9 protein-coding genes and 1 pseudogene are annotated in these 17,263 nt (G+C 70.3%); 8 read left to right on the forward strand and 2 right to left on the reverse strand.

The genetic code is table 11. The annotated features are described in order from the left end of the window. The first annotated feature begins 6 nt into the window (after positions 1-6). Entirely contained in the window at positions 7-405 is a 399-nt protein-coding gene (locus ABZ840_RS29410; RefSeq protein ID WP_361564270.1) for a Pycsar system effector family protein, read from the forward strand. Positions 406-474: 69 nt separating this feature from the next. Beyond that, positions 475-1,674, forward strand: coding sequence for a M48 family metalloprotease (locus tag ABZ840_RS29415; protein WP_361564273.1), 1,200 nt, complete (start codon positions 475-477; stop codon positions 1,672-1,674). A 208-nt stretch (positions 1,675-1,882) separates the two neighbouring features. Here the strand turns inward: ABZ840_RS29415 and ABZ840_RS29420 are convergent, their stop codons facing one another. Both ABZ840_RS29420 and ABZ840_RS29425 read right to left on the reverse strand, forming a co-directional pair. Beyond that, positions 1,883-3,103 (reverse strand): metallophosphoesterase, encoded by a 1,221-nt coding sequence (locus tag ABZ840_RS29420; protein ID WP_361564275.1) that lies wholly within the window; start codon positions 3,101-3,103, stop codon positions 1,883-1,885. A 332-nt stretch (positions 3,104-3,435) separates the two neighbouring features. Further along, positions 3,436-7,755, reverse strand: coding sequence for a trypsin-like peptidase domain-containing protein (locus tag ABZ840_RS29425; RefSeq protein ID WP_361564277.1), 4,320 nt, complete (start codon positions 7,753-7,755; stop codon positions 3,436-3,438). Between the two features lie 558 nt (positions 7,756-8,313). On the opposite strand from ABZ840_RS29425, the gene ABZ840_RS29430 reads away from it, so the two are divergent. From ABZ840_RS29430 to asnB, 6 genes and pseudogenes are all read left to right on the forward strand, one after another. Then, positions 8,314-9,792 (forward strand): sugar transferase, encoded by a 1,479-nt coding sequence (locus tag ABZ840_RS29430; protein WP_361564279.1) that lies wholly within the window; start codon positions 8,314-8,316, stop codon positions 9,790-9,792. Positions 9,793-9,922: 130 nt separating this feature from the next. After that, on the forward strand, positions 9,923-11,242 hold the full coding sequence (locus tag ABZ840_RS29435; protein ID WP_361564282.1) for a nucleotide sugar dehydrogenase: 1,320 nt from the start codon (positions 9,923-9,925) through the stop codon (positions 11,240-11,242). Next, positions 11,232-12,493, forward strand: a pseudogene (locus ABZ840_RS29440) (glycosyltransferase family 4 protein). Before ABZ840_RS29435 ends, ABZ840_RS29440 begins: the two are co-directional and overlap by 11 nt. Continuing rightward, positions 12,490-13,881 carry a Wzz/FepE/Etk N-terminal domain-containing protein gene (locus ABZ840_RS29445; RefSeq protein WP_361564284.1) on the forward strand — a complete coding sequence of 464 codons (1,392 nt, stop codon included), beginning with the start codon at positions 12,490-12,492 and terminating at the stop codon, positions 13,879-13,881. Before ABZ840_RS29440 ends, ABZ840_RS29445 begins: the two are co-directional and overlap by 4 nt. Next, positions 13,878-15,317, forward strand: coding sequence for a Wzz/FepE/Etk N-terminal domain-containing protein (locus tag ABZ840_RS29450; RefSeq protein ID WP_361564287.1), 1,440 nt, complete (start codon positions 13,878-13,880; stop codon positions 15,315-15,317). The genes ABZ840_RS29445 and ABZ840_RS29450 overlap by 4 nt, the downstream gene beginning before the upstream one ends. Before the next feature lie 3 nt (positions 15,318-15,320). Continuing rightward, positions 15,321-17,255, forward strand: coding sequence for an asparagine synthase (glutamine-hydrolyzing) (asnB, locus tag ABZ840_RS29455; protein WP_361564290.1), 1,935 nt, complete (start codon positions 15,321-15,323; stop codon positions 17,253-17,255). Positions 17,256-17,263: the final 8 nt, after the last annotated feature.

Raw genomic sequence — 17,263 nt, forward strand, 5'->3', positions numbered from 1 at the left:
GGAGTCATGAGTATGACGGTGAGCTTGCTCGTCGGTCTGCTCGCGGCCCGAGGGCGGCTTCCGTTACGGCTCTCCGCCGCCGGGAGTGTGCTGTTGTGGGCGGCTATGGCCGCCTTGGCCGGGGCGCTGGTGTGCCTGCTCCTCGCCGTTGTGCCCCGTTACGGCACCGGCCGGTGGTCTCCTGGACGGCCCTTGACGTACTTCGGAGACATCAGCCGGGCCACGAACGACTGCCGGCTCGCTGAGGCGCTCGCCGTCACCGAAGCGCATCAGACCGAGGGAGTACTCGAGGCGTTGGCTCAGAACAGCCGCATCGTCGGAGCCAAACACCGGTGGATCCGTGCCGGCCTGGGCGCCTATTGCGCGGGAATGCTGCTCTTGCCCGTCGCGCGGCTCGTTGGCTGAAGACCCCCCGACGACCCGCTTCTCACGGTGCCATCACGTTCCGGTCGTACGAATACACAGGAAGAGCCCATGGTCACCCCTTCCGATGCCGCCTGCTCCCGCCGCACTCCCCGTGCCGAGCCTTCGGACTACCCGGATGCTGTGGCGTCGCCGCCTCCGCGCTGTCAGGGCGAGGCCATTCCACCCCTGTCGCAGTACCCCGGTAGCGCGGCGCAGCCTGGTGCCGACCATTTCATCGGCGAATCGGCAACACGATTCGATCCGGGCGCGGGGAGGCGTCCACCGCATGAGGAACGCCGTCGCCGTGGACGGGTGCACCTCGCAAAGCGGCAGCGGGGCATTGATGCCACGGCTTGGGGGCAGTTGCTCTTGTATCTGCCCTCGTTCCTCGTAAGTCTGGCCATCGTGGCGGTGCTCTCCCACGCCTTGCTTCCTGCCGTGGATTGGCTGGGGGGTCTGCTTTGGCTCGTTTCGGGCGCCATGGCATTCCACCGGCCCACCGAGAGAGTCCTGGCCCGCCATCTGCTGAGCCTCCGTCACCCAACCCCGCAGGAAATGGGTCGGCTGGAACCGCTGTGGCGAGAAGTGACAGCTCGGACGGGCATCGAGGGCCGTGCCTACGAGTTGTGGATCGAGGACAGCAATCATCTCAACGCACTGGCCGCGGCGGGCCACATCGTGGGCGTTACCCGCTTTGCGCTGGAGAGACTGTCCGATGGTCAGCTGGCCGCGGTCCTCGCCCATGAACTGGGGCACCATGTTCGTGGTCACACATGGTCTTCGTTACTGGGGCATTGGTACGCGGTTCCGGCACGGCTCGCGTGGTCCGCTGTACGGGGGCTTATGCGAATCGTCGCCGTCATTGGTCGTGGACGCATGGGAATTTGGGCGGCAGTGCTGCTCCTGGCGGTGGGCAGCACCGTGCTGGTGGCCGCACTGTCCTATTGGTTCGTCGCCCTTCCGCTGGTCGTTACCCCGTATCTGCTCGCCGCTTTGGCGCGTCGGGCCGAGTTGCGGGCAGATCACCATGCGGCAGCGGCCGGTTTCGGGCCGATGCTCGCCGAGGTGTTGCACATGATGCAGGCGGTAGAACGGGAAAGCGGACGTGTAAAGGCTTTCGCGTTGTCCGGGTGCGGCAGTGCGGCAGCGATTGACACTGGAGCCACGGCTCGCGGTGGCAAGCCCAGCATCTCAGGGAAGCTTCTGTCCTCGCATCCCGACTATTACACCCGCCTGCATCACCTGGCACCGTACCTGGAGGGGCCATGAGGCTGCTCCCATTCGCACCCCGGGACGGGCCGCCGCCTCGTCGCCTCGGGACTTGTGGCGCGCTTTATTGGTGAATGCGCCGATTGCCTCGGCGAGGGTTGGCGGACACGAACGCCGACAATCCTCGTCGGCAGGTTCGGCTGAGTTTCCTCGGCTAGAACGCCGCTCTTGGGCCTCTCCGGGCGGACGTGCCGGCTTGCTCAACCCTCTAGGACGAGGGGGGCTGCTGTGGGGAGCGGAGTACGAGCAGGGTGATCTCGCTGGGGGCGAAGACGCGGAAGGGCGGGCCCCAGAAGCCGGTGCCGCGGCTGGTGTAGAGGAGGGTGCGGGGGCCGTGGTGGCTGAGGCCGGCGAGGGCCGGTTGGTCGAGGCGGACCAAGTAGTGGAAGGGCCAGATCTGGCCGCCGTGGGTGTGCCCGGAGAGCTGGAGGTCGATGCCGTGGGCCGCCGCGCGGTCGATGAACTTGGGCTGGTGGGCGAGGAGGAGGACGGGGAGGTCGGGGTCGGCGCCGTGGAGGGCTCCGTCGAGGTGGGCGCGGTGGCCCGCCAGTCCTGAGGACTCGGCGGTGACGTCATCGACGCCGGCGACCACGAGGGTGTCACCGCCGCGTTCGAGCAGCAGGTGGCGGTTGCGCAGCGGCTCCCAGCCCAGCTCGTCCATCAGGCCGACCCAACCCTGGGCCTCGCTGTAGTACTCGTGATTGCCGGTGACGTAGACACGGGCCCGAGTCGCCTGCACGGTGCCCAGTGGGGCGGCCTGGGCGCGACGGCGTTCGGCGGTGCCGTCCGCGATGTCGCCGGTGTGGCAGACCAGGTCGGCCTCCAGGGTGTTCACCGTCTCGCAGACCCGTGCCGACCACCGGGTGCGGTCGAGCGGACCATAGTGGGTGTCGGTGATCAGGACGACTCGGGTGCCGTCCAACCCGGTGCCCAGGCGGGGGAGTTGCACATCGAGTCGGCGCACGCGTGGCACGCGTCGGGCCTCGGCGTACCCCCAGGCGAGCAGTACGGCGACTACGCCGAGGACGGCCCAGGTGACGATGCGCGCCCGGTCCTGTCCGGCACCGACGCCGGCCACGGTGAGGGCGAGCCGCAGCAGGACGCCGAGCAGAACGGACCAGGTGAACAAGACCCACATGCTGCCCAGCAGCGTGTCGCCGACGATCGCCGCCCGGTCCTGCTGGCGCCGCCCGTGGCCGCGCATCATCGCGAGCGGCATACCGATCAGGCCGAGGGCGAACAGTGTGGTGCCGATCAGCGTGACGGGGAGCGGCCAGTGCTGGCCGGTGTGCAGGAGAACCCAGCACGGCACGGCCCAGAGCAGGACGGGGGCGATCAGGGGGATGTAGCGCATGAGGCGCCGCAGCCGACTTTGTGGTGCCTCTTGCGCTTCACTGGCGACGGATCGGGTGGTGCTGGTCTCGGCCACGCTTCCCCTCCTGAGGTTCTGTCCGACGGATCGTATCCGTAGCGAATCCGGGAGGTGGTGGCTGGCCACGGCACAGTCGTCGTACCCGCCACAAGCCCGTGGCCCCGACATGATCCGCCGCTCATGCCCTGACTCTGCTCCGCCCCCAGCGGCCGGAGGCTCTTGAAGAGCCCATTGTCCGCTGGCGGGGAAAGCACCCGGGACGCCAGGTACGGCTGAGCCGCGATGAATGTCGGTGCGCGTCCGGCGCCGCTTGCACGGAGTAAGGGGGTTCGAGGGACGCTCCCGGAGCCCTCTCGGCGTATCTCGGCGTATGAAGCGTGAACGGCGTCTCAGGCCGGGCAGATGGTGTGTGGCATCCCCGAGGGCAGTCTGCTGCGTTCGTCCTCGGTCAGGCCGTGGCCGAGGACCTCGCACAGGTGGCGTTTCCAGAGTTTGGGGTCGAGGCGGAACAAGTCCATGCCTCCTCCCGTCGTCCGTAGCAGCATCTTCCCGTCCTGGGAGATGTCCAGGAAGCTCTGCCCGCCTTCGAAGTCGTAGGATTCGCTGTGGGACGGGCTCTCCGCCCGCAGGAAGCGCACCGAATCACCGTTGGCCAGGACGAATTCCGAGCTGTCTCCCAGGAATCCGTAGGTGCTGGAGCCCTGTTCTTTGTCCAGCGGCCCGAACGGGCCCATCAACCGCCGGGGCCGCTCTCCCGGTCGCACCGACCAGAGTTCCATCATGGAGCCTTCCGTCGTTACGACCGCGTAGCGCCGGCTCCTGTCGAGCCTGGCACTGACGGCGTCCCTGCCGAGCCGGATACGAAGTCGCTTGTTCTCCTTGCCGGTGCGCAGGTCGATGGCGCGAACCGTGGGATCGCCGTCGAGGATGACCTGCGCGTAGCCCGGCTCGGGTTGTCCGTTCACCAGGAACGGCGGCTGGTCGGTGGGCTGTATGTCATCGAGATCGATGGTCCTCGACATGCGTCGACCGTCACGGGCGTTCCAGTGCTCGATCCGGCCGCCGGAAACCGTCACCAGTTCGTCGTCGTTGATGAATGAGAAGCTCAACTGCTCGAAGAAGTCCACGTCTTCGCCGGGGGGTGGCACGAGCGTGGTGATTTCTGCCACCCGACGCAGGGAGGGGATCTCCCGGATCTCCAGCCTGTTGCGGTCGACCTGGTCCGCCACCAGGCTTTCGGATCGGTTGCCCGCGAGCCTGTGCCAGTGCGACCCGTCGGTGACGTCCCTTTTGGCCTTGGCGACGGGCTTGTGCCGACTGGTGGTGTCCATCAGCGCCAGTACGTCGCCGCGCCGGCCGGCCAGGGTCGCCAGCATCCTCTTCCCGTCGTCGAGCAGCATTGGTGGGAGGAGTACGCCGTCGCCGGATTTCAGAGTCGACGCGCTGACCTCGGTCTTGGTCCACCCGACGACGAGTGGGCCGTCCGGACCGTCGAGCAGGGGAATGTCTCTGGCGCCCCCGGAGGAGCTGAAATGGGGGCCGCTGCGCGGCTCCGCCTCCTTGTCGCTCCGTGTGTCGACCACCGTCCATTCCCCGGACTCCGACCCCCTGTCGTACGCGAATCGTTCGCCTGCCTTGTGCACGGCGATGTGGAAGCAGCTGTTGAAGCCCTTGGGCGTGTAGCGCCGCAGCTCCCGGCCGTCCGCCACCCGCACGGCCCGGTAGGTCGCGGTGGTGCCGCGCTTGTCGCCGCAGGAGACCAGTACACCGCCGTCGGCGGAGAGGCCGAGTGACGCGACGCTGCTCACCGGCGAGGTGTAGACATGATCCGCCAGCTCACGTGACTTTCCCTTGCTGATGTCGATGGACACGATCGACGTCCCCTTGCCCGTCGTGTCGCGGCGCTGGCCCACGAGCGTGTTCTCGTCAGGGCCGAACCACACCGCCTCAAGGGCCGGGACCCGGCCCGGCAGCCGTGTGGTTCGGTTCGTATCGAGGTCCCACAGGCGCAGCGTCCCGTCCGTGGCCACCGCGACCACCTGGCTGCCGTCCGGGGAGAAGTCCGCGAGGCCGCCCGGACTTCTCAGAGCTCCGTTCGCGGCGACATCGAACCCGCCGCCGGACAGCTCGTGTGCGGCGCCCAGTGGGTTCTTCGCCGTGGTCCGGACGTCGTGCCAGACCACAGTCCCGTCCTTTTCCGACACGTAAGCGATCCGCCGCCCGTCCTGGCTGACCATCGGTGCGACGGCGTTCGCCCGGAGACGGAGCTGCTTGCGCAGGATCTGATGTCCCGCTCTGCGGATGAAGAGGGCCGCCCGCGCGCCCCCGGACGTCACCAGCGCCACTGTGGCGTCCGCGCTCGTCGCAACCCCTTCGATCCTCCCTTCGGTCCCGGTCAGCGCCCACGCGGCGTCCTTGAAGTGGTCGTATCTGCGCAGCAGCGCACTCCTGGCTTCCTGCGTCGGCGCCGTGTCGTACGCCGCTATCGCGGCCAGGGCCGCCTGGCCGGGATCGGCCTGTGCCACTCCATCCGAAATGCTGGCCAGTGCGCGTGACGTGGCATCGGCATCCCGTTCCGCGCTGACCCGTGACTGGTAGACGAGGGAGGTTCCCAGCGCGGCGATCAGCGCGAGGACCAGTACGCCTGTGGTCCACACGGCACGCACGCGGTTGCGCCGCGCACGGTGATGCCGCCGCGCGAGGTCGAGGAACTCTCGTTCCGCCGGGGAGAGCTCGTCCTCCCGGCCGTGCAGTCGGCGGTGCAGGGCCAGGAGTTGCAGCGAGCCGGGCAGCAGGTCCGGGGACCTGTCCGCCCGTTGCCAGCGGGTGAGGTCGTGCTCGAGTTCCGCCCGGCCGGCCAGGAACTCCTCGTCGGTCCTGACCTGCTGCGCGAGCGTCGGCCAGGCGCTGATCAGCGCCTCGTGGGCGAGTTCGACGCTCTGCGGCTCACCCTCGTCCCCATGCAGGACGAGCAGCCGTCGCGCGGCGAGCGACTCGGCGATCCGCCATCGCGTCTCACCGGCTTCCTCCCGGGTGAGCATGCGGCGCAGGGGTGCCTTACCGCCCGGCAGCACACGGACCAGGCCGGTGAGCAGCCGCAGCGCCTCCTTCTCGTCCTCCCCCTTGTTCTCGCTGGGGCCCTTGCCGGACTCCTTGCCTTCGCGGTTGTTCTCGACGCACTCCTTCCATGCCTGTTCGGCATGGAGCCGCAGGGCGCCGGAGACGCCCTCGCTCTCTTCGTACGTCGTGGTCCGCAGCCGTCCGGCGGCCTTGTGGTCCCACAGCTGGGTCAGGACGAATCCCAGCAGGGGCAGGATACCCGGCTCACCACCCGCGTCGTCGAGAATGCGCCGCTCGAGGCCCGGGTCGTACTCCACGGCCGGGACGCGTTTGACCGGCTCACTGATCACTTCTTCGAGCTGTTCCCGGGACATCGGCGTGAGCGGGATCGTCACGCCCCTCTTCAGTGTGGTGCCCAGGTGCGGGTGGTTCAGCGCCGCTTCCACGAAGTCGGCCCGCAGGGTGACCAGTACCCGTATGCCGTCCCGCTGCCGCTCGGGGAACAGCAACCCGGCGGTCTCCTCGGTCACGGCACCGGCCCTGTCGAGGAGGGCCTCGGCCTGGTCGAGTACGACCAGGAGCCGGCCGGCCGACGAGCCCAGGGCGCGGTGGGCGGCGTCCGCGAGGCCCAACTCGGCGAGCCACGACTCCACCTGCCGGGCGCTGTCCGCGCGCGGTGGCCCGTCCTGCGCCGACCGCGCGATCTCGAACAGCTCGGTGGCCAGCGCGGCGCGCGGGGAAGCGACGTGCGCGGCGTTCACCCGCAGGATCCGGTAACCGTCCCGCCGCATCCTCGGTACCACACCAGCCAGCGCGAGTGACGACTTGCCGCAGCCCGACGGCCCGTACACCGTGACGGTGGGCTTTTCGCCGCGCACAGCGGTGACCACTCGCTCGATGTCGTCGTCCCGGCCGAAGAAGACATCCGCGTCGTCTTCCTGGAAGGTGGACAGGCCTCGGAAGGGCGTGGCCGGGGCCACGAACGGGGCGAGTTCGGGCGCTTCCTTGAGCAGGGTCCTCATCCGCAGGACGAACGCCTGCTGGGCTTCACGCACCGGCTGTGCGGCCACCATCATGCCGACCGCGGCGCCCAGTTCGTCGTCCCACACAGGGCTTCCGCTGAAACCCCCCTTGACGTGCACGGCCTCGCCGTTGGCCCGCGAGAGCTGGATCCAGCCCTGGCGGGTGGGGCCCCGGAATCTGCCGCTCTGCCAGACCCCTCCCGGGGTGTCCTCGGTGAAGCCCACGGCGCGCGCGTCGTGGTCCCATACGCCGCGTTCCGGGTCGGCCATGGGCAGCGGACGGGCCCCGGGGATGCGGCTGCGCAACCTCAGGACGGCGATGTCGCCGGTCTGGTCGGCCCTGATCGGTATCCAGCGCTGGACCTCGGCACCGTGGTCGCCCCCGTCGACATCCTCGGCGTTCCCGGCCAGCGGCAGATCGACCGTGACCTCGGCCCCGGCCCCGACCGTGTACGCGCGGGGCCGGTCCAGCGCGTCCGACACCACATGGGCGCAGGTCAGCACCAGATCCGGAGCGATGAGGAAGCCCGCGCCGCCGACCGCGCCATCCGCTCCCTTGACCCGGACGACCGCCGAGACCAGCGCTGACTCCGCCTCCTCGGCGTGCCGTCCCTCACCTTCCGCCACTGTGACCTCCGTGCCCCCGTTGCGCCCCCGTCGGCTCAACGCCCGTGCGAAGTATCCCCGTTGGAGGTCGTCCCGGCACTCCTGTTCCATGTCGGACTCACGGAGAGATGTGGCCACAGCAGTCATGGGCGGAATCCAGCCGGTGCTGCGCGGCCGCGTGACCCGCTGGACCGGCAACGCCCGCCGTGAGCGGGCGGCGGCGACCGTAGGCCGCCGAGTGGGTCTTCGTGGCGCGCCTGTCACGTGCGTTACCACAGGTCACACACGTGTCTTTGCCATCAAGGCGCCCGTGGGTGGTCACCGGCCCGTCATTGATCGGTTTCATCGTCTCCAAATCTTGACCACAAATTCCACACATCTCCCTCTTCAGGGGGGCTCTGATGCTCTAGATTGACCGTGCTTCAGATGCTGTGACACGAAGCGACAAATGGTGACTTGTAGGGCGTCGTTACGGGCGACGGGCAACTGTGTCTCCGGCGTCGGATGGTTGGGGCGGGGGCCTCCCGAGGCGAGGAACGCGTCAGTCGAGCACATACCACTGGGGACCGGGGGGTTTCTGTGCGGCAGGGGGGATTGGTCGGCCCTTTTCCGTCGGCGCGCGGGCGTCTGGCGGACGGGGCGGTCGGCCGGCCGGCGAACGACTGGGAGCAGCGGTACCGGCGTACCGTGATCACCAGCGATACCGTGGCCACCGGCCTGGTCGTGGCGGCGATCGGCAACTTCTTCGGGGTGCGGGACGCGGCCAACTGGCATGAGAAGTGGGGGATTCTCGCCTTCGGCACCGAGCTGTTGGTGCTGGGCGCGCTCGCGGTGAGCCGGTCGTGGGCTCCGGCGGTGCTCGGCCAGGGCGCCGAGGAGTTCCGCCGGCTGGGACGCTCGCTGTTCACGGCGACCGTCGTCCTCGCGCTCGGCGGGATCGCCCTCACCTCGCGCAACATCAAGCTCTGGATCTTCGTCGCGATCCCGGCGATCGCGCTCGTCACCATGACCGAGCGGTATCTGCTCCGTCTCCGGCTGCACAAGCAGCGGAAGCAGGGGCTGTGCCTGAGACCGGTGCTCGCTGCCGGGAGCCCGGACACCGTACGCGACCTGATCACCCGGACCCGCAAGTTCCCGCACCTCGGCTGGCGGGTGGAGGCGGTGTGCACGACGGACGGTCGCGGGCTCGACGGTGATCAGCTGGACGGCGTGCCGGTAGTCGGCCGGCTGACGGACGTCGCCAAGCACGTCCGCCACGACGGCTACCGGGTCGTCGCGGTCACACCGGACCCGCACTGGTCGCCGGACCGGCTGCAGCGGCTGGCCTGGAACCTCGAAGGCAGCGATGCCGAGATGGTCGTGGCCCCCGTGCTGATGGAGGTGGCGGGCCCGCGACTGCACGTCGACGCGGTGCTCGGGATACCGCTGCTGCGGGTCAGCATGCCGACCTTCACCGGGGGGCGCCGGGCGGTCAAAGAGGCCGTCGACCGGATGGGCGCGGCGATCCTGTTGTTGCTTCTCGCGCCGCTGATGGTGCTCATCGCGGTGCTCGTGCTCGCGGACAGCCGCGGTGGGGCGGTGTACCGCCAGCGCAGGGTCGGCAAGGACGGCCGCGAGTTCACCATTCTCAAGTTCCGCACCATGGTCACCGGGGCTCACGGGGCACGTGCCGAACTGGCCGACCGCAACGAGGGCGCGGGGCTGCTGTTCAAGGTCCGCCGGGATCCGCGGGTGACCCGGGTGGGAAAGGTGCTGCGCCGGTACTCGCTCGATGAGCTTCCGCAGCTGTTCAACGTGCTCACCGGATCGATGTCGCTCGTCGGCCCGCGGCCTCCGTTACCGGAGGAGTGCGCCGCGTACGACCCGGACATCCGGCGGCGGCTGCTGGTCAAGCCCGGACTCACCGGGCTGTGGCAGATCAGCGGGCGCAGCGACCTGCCGTGGGAGGAGGCGGTCCGCCTCGACCTGCGGTACGTGGAGGACTGGTCGCTCGCCCTGGACACGGTGATCTTGTGGAAGACGCTGCGCGCGGTGCTCCACGGACAGGGGGCCTACTGATGGCGCCTGTGCGCTCACCGATGTGCGGGGGACGGCGACGTCGTACGGCCAGCGCGTGGACGGCAGGCCGCGAGGGCCTGCCTTGGGGGACCGCAGGCCACAAGGGCCTGAGTAGGGGGAGGGGCGAGGCATGAGAGTAAGCGTCTTCGGGCTCGGTTACGTGGGCTGTGTGTCGGCCGCGTGCCTGGCCAGCATGGGCCACGAGGTCATCGGGGTGGACGTCAACCAGGTGAAGGTCGACCTGGTCAACGACGGCAAGGCGCCGGTGGTCGAGGAGCGGATCGGCGAGCTGATCGCCGAGGTGGTGGCGAGCGGGGCGTTACGGGCCACCGCGGACGTCCGCGAGGCGATCATGGGCAGCGAGGTGTCGCTGGTTTGCGTGGGCACGCCTTCGGAGCCCAACGGCAGCCTGTGCACCACGTATTTGGAGCGGGTCACCGAGCAGATCGGTGCCGCGCTGGCCGAGCGGGGCGGGCGGCAGACCGTGGTGTTCCGCAGCACCATGCTTCCGGGCACCTGCCTGAACCTGCTGGTGCCGATTCTGGAGAAGTACGTCGGCGGCACGGCCGGTGCGGACTTCGGGGTCGCGGTCAATCCGGAGTTCCTGCGCGAGGGCACGAGCGTGCGGGACTTCTTCGACCCGCCCAAGACCGTCATCGGCGAGCTCGACGCGGCGAGCGGCGACGCGGTGGCGGCGCTGTACGAGGGCCTGCCCGGCGAGGTGTTCCGGGTGCCGGTCCCGACGGCCGAGGCGATCAAGTACGCGGACAACGCGTTCCACGGTCTCAAGATCGGCTTCGCGAACGAGCTGGGCGCGGTGTGCCAGGCGCTCGGGGTGGACTCGCACCAGGTGATCGATGTGTTCCTGGCCGACCGCAAGCTGAACATCAGCCCCGCCTACCTGCGGCCCGGCTTCGCCTTCGGCGGCTCCTGCCTGCCCAAGGACCTGCGCAGCCTGGTGTACGCGGCGCGGCGGGCCGACATCTCGGTACCCATCCTCTCCCACGTACTGCCCTCCAACTCCGCCCATCTCCAGCGCGCGGTGGAGCTGGTCGAGCGCACCGGCAAGCGCCGGGTGGGTCTGTTCGGGTTGTCCTTCAAGCCCGGCACCGACGACCTGCGCGAGAGCCCGCTCGTCGAGCTGGCGGAGCGGCTCTTCGGCAAGGGCTACGACCTGAAGATCTACGACGCCAATGTGAGCCTTTCGCGGCTGATCGGCGCGAACCGCGAGTACATCGAGACGCGGCTGCCGCACCTCGCGCAGCTGCTCGCGGACTCCGTTGAGGAGGTCGCCGACCACGCCGAGGTGTGCCTGGTCGGGACCAAGGACCCGGCCGTGCTGTCGGCGCTGCCCCACAGCGACGACGGCTCGATGCTGATCGATCTCATCCGCCTTCCCGACGCCGAGGCGCGCCGGACCGAACCGGGGTACGTGGGCCTTGCTTGGTGACGTCAGAAACGAGCGACAGGGCCGGCGCGCGCTGATCCTGGTGGAGAACCTGTCGGTGCCGTTCGACCGGCGGGTGTGGCAGGAGTGCACGACGCTGCGCGACGTGGGCTGGGACGTGCACGTCATCTGCCCGAAGGGCAGTAAGCGGGACACGGAGGCGGAGGCAGTGATCGACGGGGTGCGGATCCACCGCTACCCGTTGCGTGCCGCCACCGGAGGGCCGGCCGGCTACCTGCGGGAGTACGGATCGGCGTTGTGGCACACGCTCCGACTGGCCCGCAAGGTCGGCCCGGTCGATGTGGTCCACGCCTGCAACCCGCCCGACCTGCTGTTCCTGCCTGCGCTGTGGCTGAAGCGGCGCGGCGCGCGGTTCGTCTTCGACCAGCACGACCTGGTGCCCGAGCTGTACCTCTCCCGGTTCGGCCGGGGCAAGGACCTGCTCTACCGCGCCGTGTGCGCGCTGGAACGGCGGACCTACCGTGCCGCGGACATCGTGCTCGCCACGAACGAGAGCTACCGGGACGTCGCGCTGCGCCGTGGCGGCAAGCGGCCGGCGGATGTCTTCGTGGTGCGCAGTGCGCCCGCCGTCGACAGGTTCCAACCGGTGGCGCCCGAGCTGGAGTTGAAGCGTGGTAAGCCTCATCTGCTGTGCTACCTGGGCGTGATGGGGCCGCAGGACGGCGTCGACTACGCCTTGCGGGCACTGGCGAAGCTCCGCGACGAGCTGGGGCGTACCGACTGGCATGCGGTGTTCGTCGGTGCCGGCGACGCCTTCGACGCGATGGTGGAGCTGTCCCGGCAGCTCGGGCTCTCCGAGCAGGTGCAGTTCACCGGGCGCATTCCGGACGCCGATCTGGTGCGCTACCTGTCCACCGCGGACGTGTGCCTCTCTCCCGACCCGCGCAATCCGCTGAACGACGTGTCGACCATGAACAAGGTCCTGGAGTACATGGCGATGGGCCGGCCCATCGTCTCGTTCGACCTGCGGGAGGCGCGCGTCTCCGCCGGTGACGCCGCCGTGTACGCGCCCGCCAATGACGAGGCCGCGTTCGCGAAGCTGATCGCGCTGCTGCTGGACGATCCGGAGCAGCGGGCCCGGATGGGCGAGATCGGCCAGGAGCGGATCAGCGGGCCGCTCTCCTGGCGGAACTCGCAGGCATCGCTGCTCGCCGCGTACGCCGCTGCGTGCCGCGACCACACTTCGGCGTCGGCTGCGACCCGGTTCGGACGGGGCGGAGAGCACGGCGTTGAACGATGACACGATCCGCCTGGTCACGATCGGGCGGATACTCCGCCGGCGCTGGCGGCTGCTCGCCGTACTCACCGTGCTGGGCGCAGTCGCCGGCTACGGCGCCTCGCTGGTGTTTCCGCCGCGCTACACGGCGTCGGCACCGGTACTGCTGCCCGGGCAGTGGGAAGAGCGTGAGCTGCTGACCCAGGTGGACATCGCGACCAGCTCGTCGGTGGTCGACCTGGCGGCCGCCAAGCTCGACCGGCGGGACATCAGCCGCGACGAGCTGCGCGAACGGGTGACCGCCAAGGCCGCCGACGGGAACATCATCACGATCTCGGGTACGGCCGACACCCCGGCGCGCGCCCAGCAGCTCTCCGACCAGGTGGCCCAGCAGTTCGTCGGATTCGCCACGCGGATCGCGGGCGGCAGCACCGACCCCGACGCGGCCACGGGGACCGAGGCGCTGCGGCAGAAGGTGGTGGAGACCAACCGCCGCATCACCGACCTGGCCGAGGCGGCCGATCCGGGGCGGACCGTGGAGAGCGTGCAGGCCCGCACCTCGCTCGAGAAGCTGCGTACCTCCCTGGAGGAGGCCATGACGAAGCTCGACGAGGCCGACCCGGCGAACGACAAGGCCGGCATGGTCGTCATGGGCCCGGCGGCCCGGCCGACCGGTGCGGCACCGCCCACGAGGATGCACCTCATCGCCGCCGGGGCGCTGCTGTTCTTCCTGCTCTCGGTCGTCGGCCACCTCGTCGCCGTACGGATGAACCGCCGGCTGCGCACCGAAGCGGAGATCACCGCCGCGCTGGGCTCGGCGCTCCTCGGCACCGTTGACGTACCTGTCGATGAGCTCGGCGACGTACGTGAGGAACGGCGTGCGCACCGGTCGGAAGGCCATGGCCTGCGGGCTCGGCTCCGCAGCCTCCTCGGCGTCGACACCCGGTGGGACGTACCGGCCCCGCCCGGCTCCGGTGACGAGGCAGGCAGGCGGATCCGCTACCGGCGGGTGTGCGCTCGCCTCCTGGACGAGCTGCCGGCCCCCCGGCGGCTGCTCGTTGTCGTACCGGAGGGCGACGAGATCGCCCGCCGGGCGGCCGGGCAGCTCGCTGCCGAGACCCAAAACGCTCTGCTGCTGCGGGTGGTGGAGGTCGCGGTGGACCGGCCGATCGTGCCGGACCGCGACACCGAATCCGGTGCCCTGGTCGTCCTCAGCGCGGGCAGCTGGACCGCGGAGGAGCTCGCCGGTCTCGCCGAGGCGTGTGCGGACGCCCGGCATGAGGTCGTCGGCACCGTCGTCGCCGGCCCGGTGCGGGCCCGTCCGACGCGGTCTGCCGGCGATCTGCCGGACAACGCCACTCCGGCCCTCGCGGTGCGCGGTCACGCGGCGGGAGGTTCGGTGTGACGACGAGTACGACTGCGGAGTCGCCGTCCGCCGCTCCGCTGCTCGACCTGCAGGCGCTGGTGGTCGCCGTGCGCAGACGCCGCCGCTTCTGGTGTTCCCTGGCGCTGCTGGGACTGCTGGCCGGCGCGGCGGTGGCGGTCCTGCTGCCCCCGCCGCCGAGCGCGGTGACCAAGGTGCTGGTCGCGCACCGGGAGGACCAGCCGAACGACACCGGCACGCTGATCCGCACCGATGTCGCGGTGCTGGGCACCTCGCGGATCGCCGGCAAGGCCCTGCGGTCCCTCAAGTCCTCGGACAAGCCGGAGGACTTCATGGAGGACTACCGGGGTACCGGCGTGACCAACAACCTGCTGCAGATCGATGTGACGGCTGACAGCGACGCGGAAGCGGTGGCCCGGGCCGAGGCGCTGGCCGATGCGTTCATTGCTGACCATGTGAAGCGGATGCGGGAGTCCGCGAACGCCGAGGCCAAGGCCCTGGACGACCAGCGCGACCGCATGCGGGACGAGCTCGCCGAGGTCAACAAGGCGATCGGCGGCCGGTCGCCGGAGAGCGACCCGGAAGCACCGGCGAGCACCGAGTCGCTCTTCGCCCGCCGCGCCGAGCTCACCTCGCGGATCGCCGATTACGGCCAGCGCGCCGAGGAGGCGCGCATCGGCACGCCCCGGGTCGTCGCCGGCACGCAGATCGTGGACGCTCCGCGCGCGGTGCGGCACTCCCTGCCCAAGGCCGCTGCCACCGACGGCGCGATCGGGCTCGTCCTCGGGCTCGTCCTCGGACTCGCGCTGTCCGCGGTCGGCGCGGTGGTGGCGGACCGCCCCGTGCTGCGCCGGGACATCGCGGCGAACCTGGGTGCCTCGGTCGTCGCGGAGCTGCCCCGCCGGTCGGGCAGGCGGTGGCAGCGCCGGCGGACCCGGGCGGCATACGAACGCCTCACCACGACCCTGGCCCGCACCGTGCGCGGCTCCGCCGAACCGGTGTCGCTGCTGGAACTGGGCAGTGCGCGCAGCACGGGCGTGATCGCCACGGACCTCACCGGGGCGCTGGGGGCGGCGGGGCCGGTGGTCGGCGTCGGCTCCGTGGCGCCCGGTACGGCGTGGACGGACCTCCCGTACCTCGGCAGCCGGGCCGTACTCGTCGTGCGGGCCGGGCACGGCAGTGCCGCATGGCTGCACACCGTGGCGCGACAGCTCGCGGACCAGCGCATTGCGGTGCTCGGTGTGGTGCTGATCGATCCCGATCCGCGTGACCGGACCGACGGCACGCTGTGGGACGGGCTGCACAGCGCGCTGCGGGGCCACAGCGAGCGGCCGGCCCGGCAGAACGGTGGGGGTACCTCCCACGCCGTTGACGCAGTGGGGACCGGCCGGCACCGGTCGGAGCGGCTGCCGATGCCGGCCGCACGGGTCCCGGACAACGACCAGGAGGCGCGGTAGCACATGTGTGGCATCGCAGGTACTTACCGATGGCCGGACGGCAAGGTCGTGACCGACCGGCTCACCGACACCCTCGCCCACCGCGGGCCGGACGGCGCAGGCCGGTACAGCCACGCCGCCGGTGACGGCGAAGTGCACCTCGGGCACCGCCGGCTGGCCATCCTCGACCTGTCCGGGACCGGCGCCCAGCCGATGGTCTCGGACGGCCTCGCCCTGACGTACAACGGCGAGCTGTACAACGCGCCCGAGCTGCGTGCCGAACTTGCGGCCGCCGGGGTGCGCTTCCGCGGCACCTCCGACACCGAGGTGCTGCTGGAGGCCTGGCGGCGCTGGGGCACGGACTGCCTGCCCCGGCTGCGCGGCATGTTCGCGTTCGGCGTCTTCGACGAGCGCACCGGCGAACTGGTGCTCGCACGCGACCAGTTGGGCATCAAGCCGCTGTTCCTGCTGCGGCGTGGTGCGGGGCTGGTGTTCGCCTCCGAGCTCAAGGCGCTGGCCACTGCCACCGGCGAGTCGCTGGAGGTGGACCATGCGGCGCTGGTGGCCTCGCTCCTCTATTACTGGGTGCCGGACTCGCGCTGCGCGTTCCGCGCGGCGGAGAAGCTGCCGCCGGGGAGCTGGCTGCGGTGCCGGCCCGACGGCCGGGTGGAGCGCGGCCGGTACTGGAACCTGAAGGACGTCGCCGCCGAGGGGCAGGAGCGGGCCCGCAGCGGCGAGCAGCCGGACCTGGCCGCCATCGTCGAGGAGTCGACGCGGCGCCACCTGCTCTCCGACGTCCCCGTGGCGACCTTCCTCTCCGGTGGCCTCGACTCCAGCTGGCTGACCGCGCTGGCGGCCCGCCATCAGCCCGGCATCTCCGCCTACACGATCGGGTTCCGCGCCGAGGACGCCAGGTTCGAGGCGATGCCGGACGACCTGCGCTACGCCCGGCAGGTGGCCGAGCGGTTCGGCGTCGACCTGCACGAGATCGAGATCGCCCCGAACGTGCTCGACCTGCTGCCGCGGATGACGTACCACCTGGACGAGCCGATCGGTGATCCCGCCGCGATCAACACGTTCCTGATCTGTTCGGCAGCGCGCGAGGCCGGGGTCAAGGTGATGCTCTCGGGGATGGGCGCCGACGAACTGTTCGCCGGGTACCGCAAGCACCTGGCCAACCTGCTCGCGCTGCGCTACCAGCGCGTCCCGCGCCCGCTGCGGCGCGGTGTGTCCGGGGTCGTGGACCGGCTGCCGGTCGCCTCGGCCCGCCGGGGATACCGGTCGGTGCGCTTCGCGAAGCGGTTCCTCTCCTTCGCCGACCTGCCGGAGGAGACCGCGTTCCGGCGCAGCTACACCATGTACGACCAGGACGAGCTGCTCGCGCTGGTCGATCCGGACCTGGCCGGGACGGTCGACGACGTGCTGACCGAGCATGCGGACGTCTACGAGGACAACGGCCTCGACGACTTCGTCAACCGGATGTGCCTGGGCGACGCCCGGATGTTCCTGCCGGGGCTGAACCTCGCGTACACGGACCGGTCGAGCATGGCCGCGTCGACCGAGGTGCGGGTGCCGTACGTGGACGTCGAGGTGGTCAGGGCGGCGTTCGCCGTGCCGGGGGACCGCAAGATCGTGGGGCGGCAGGGCAAGGCCGTCCTCAAGGAGGCGGCCACCTCGATCCTGCCCCGGGAGATCGTGTACCGGCCCAAGGGCCTGTTCAGCGCCCCGCTGCGGGCCTGGATGAGCCGGGACCTGGCGCCGCTGGTGCGCGAGGTGGTCAACGACGGAGAGCTCGTACGGTCCGGGTTCCTGCGCCGTGACGCGCTGGCGCGCATGGTCGCCGAGGACGCCGCCGGGCAGCGGGACTTCTCCAAGCATCTGTGGCACGTACTGACCCTTGAGTACTGGTATCGCGACGCGACCTCTGGGTCCGGTCAGAGCAATCGGTCAACGGCTTAGGAATTCAG

It is taken from the genome of Streptomyces sp. NPDC047117, from assembly GCF_040643545.1.
Classification (GTDB): domain Bacteria; phylum Actinomycetota; class Actinomycetes; order Streptomycetales; family Streptomycetaceae; genus Streptomyces.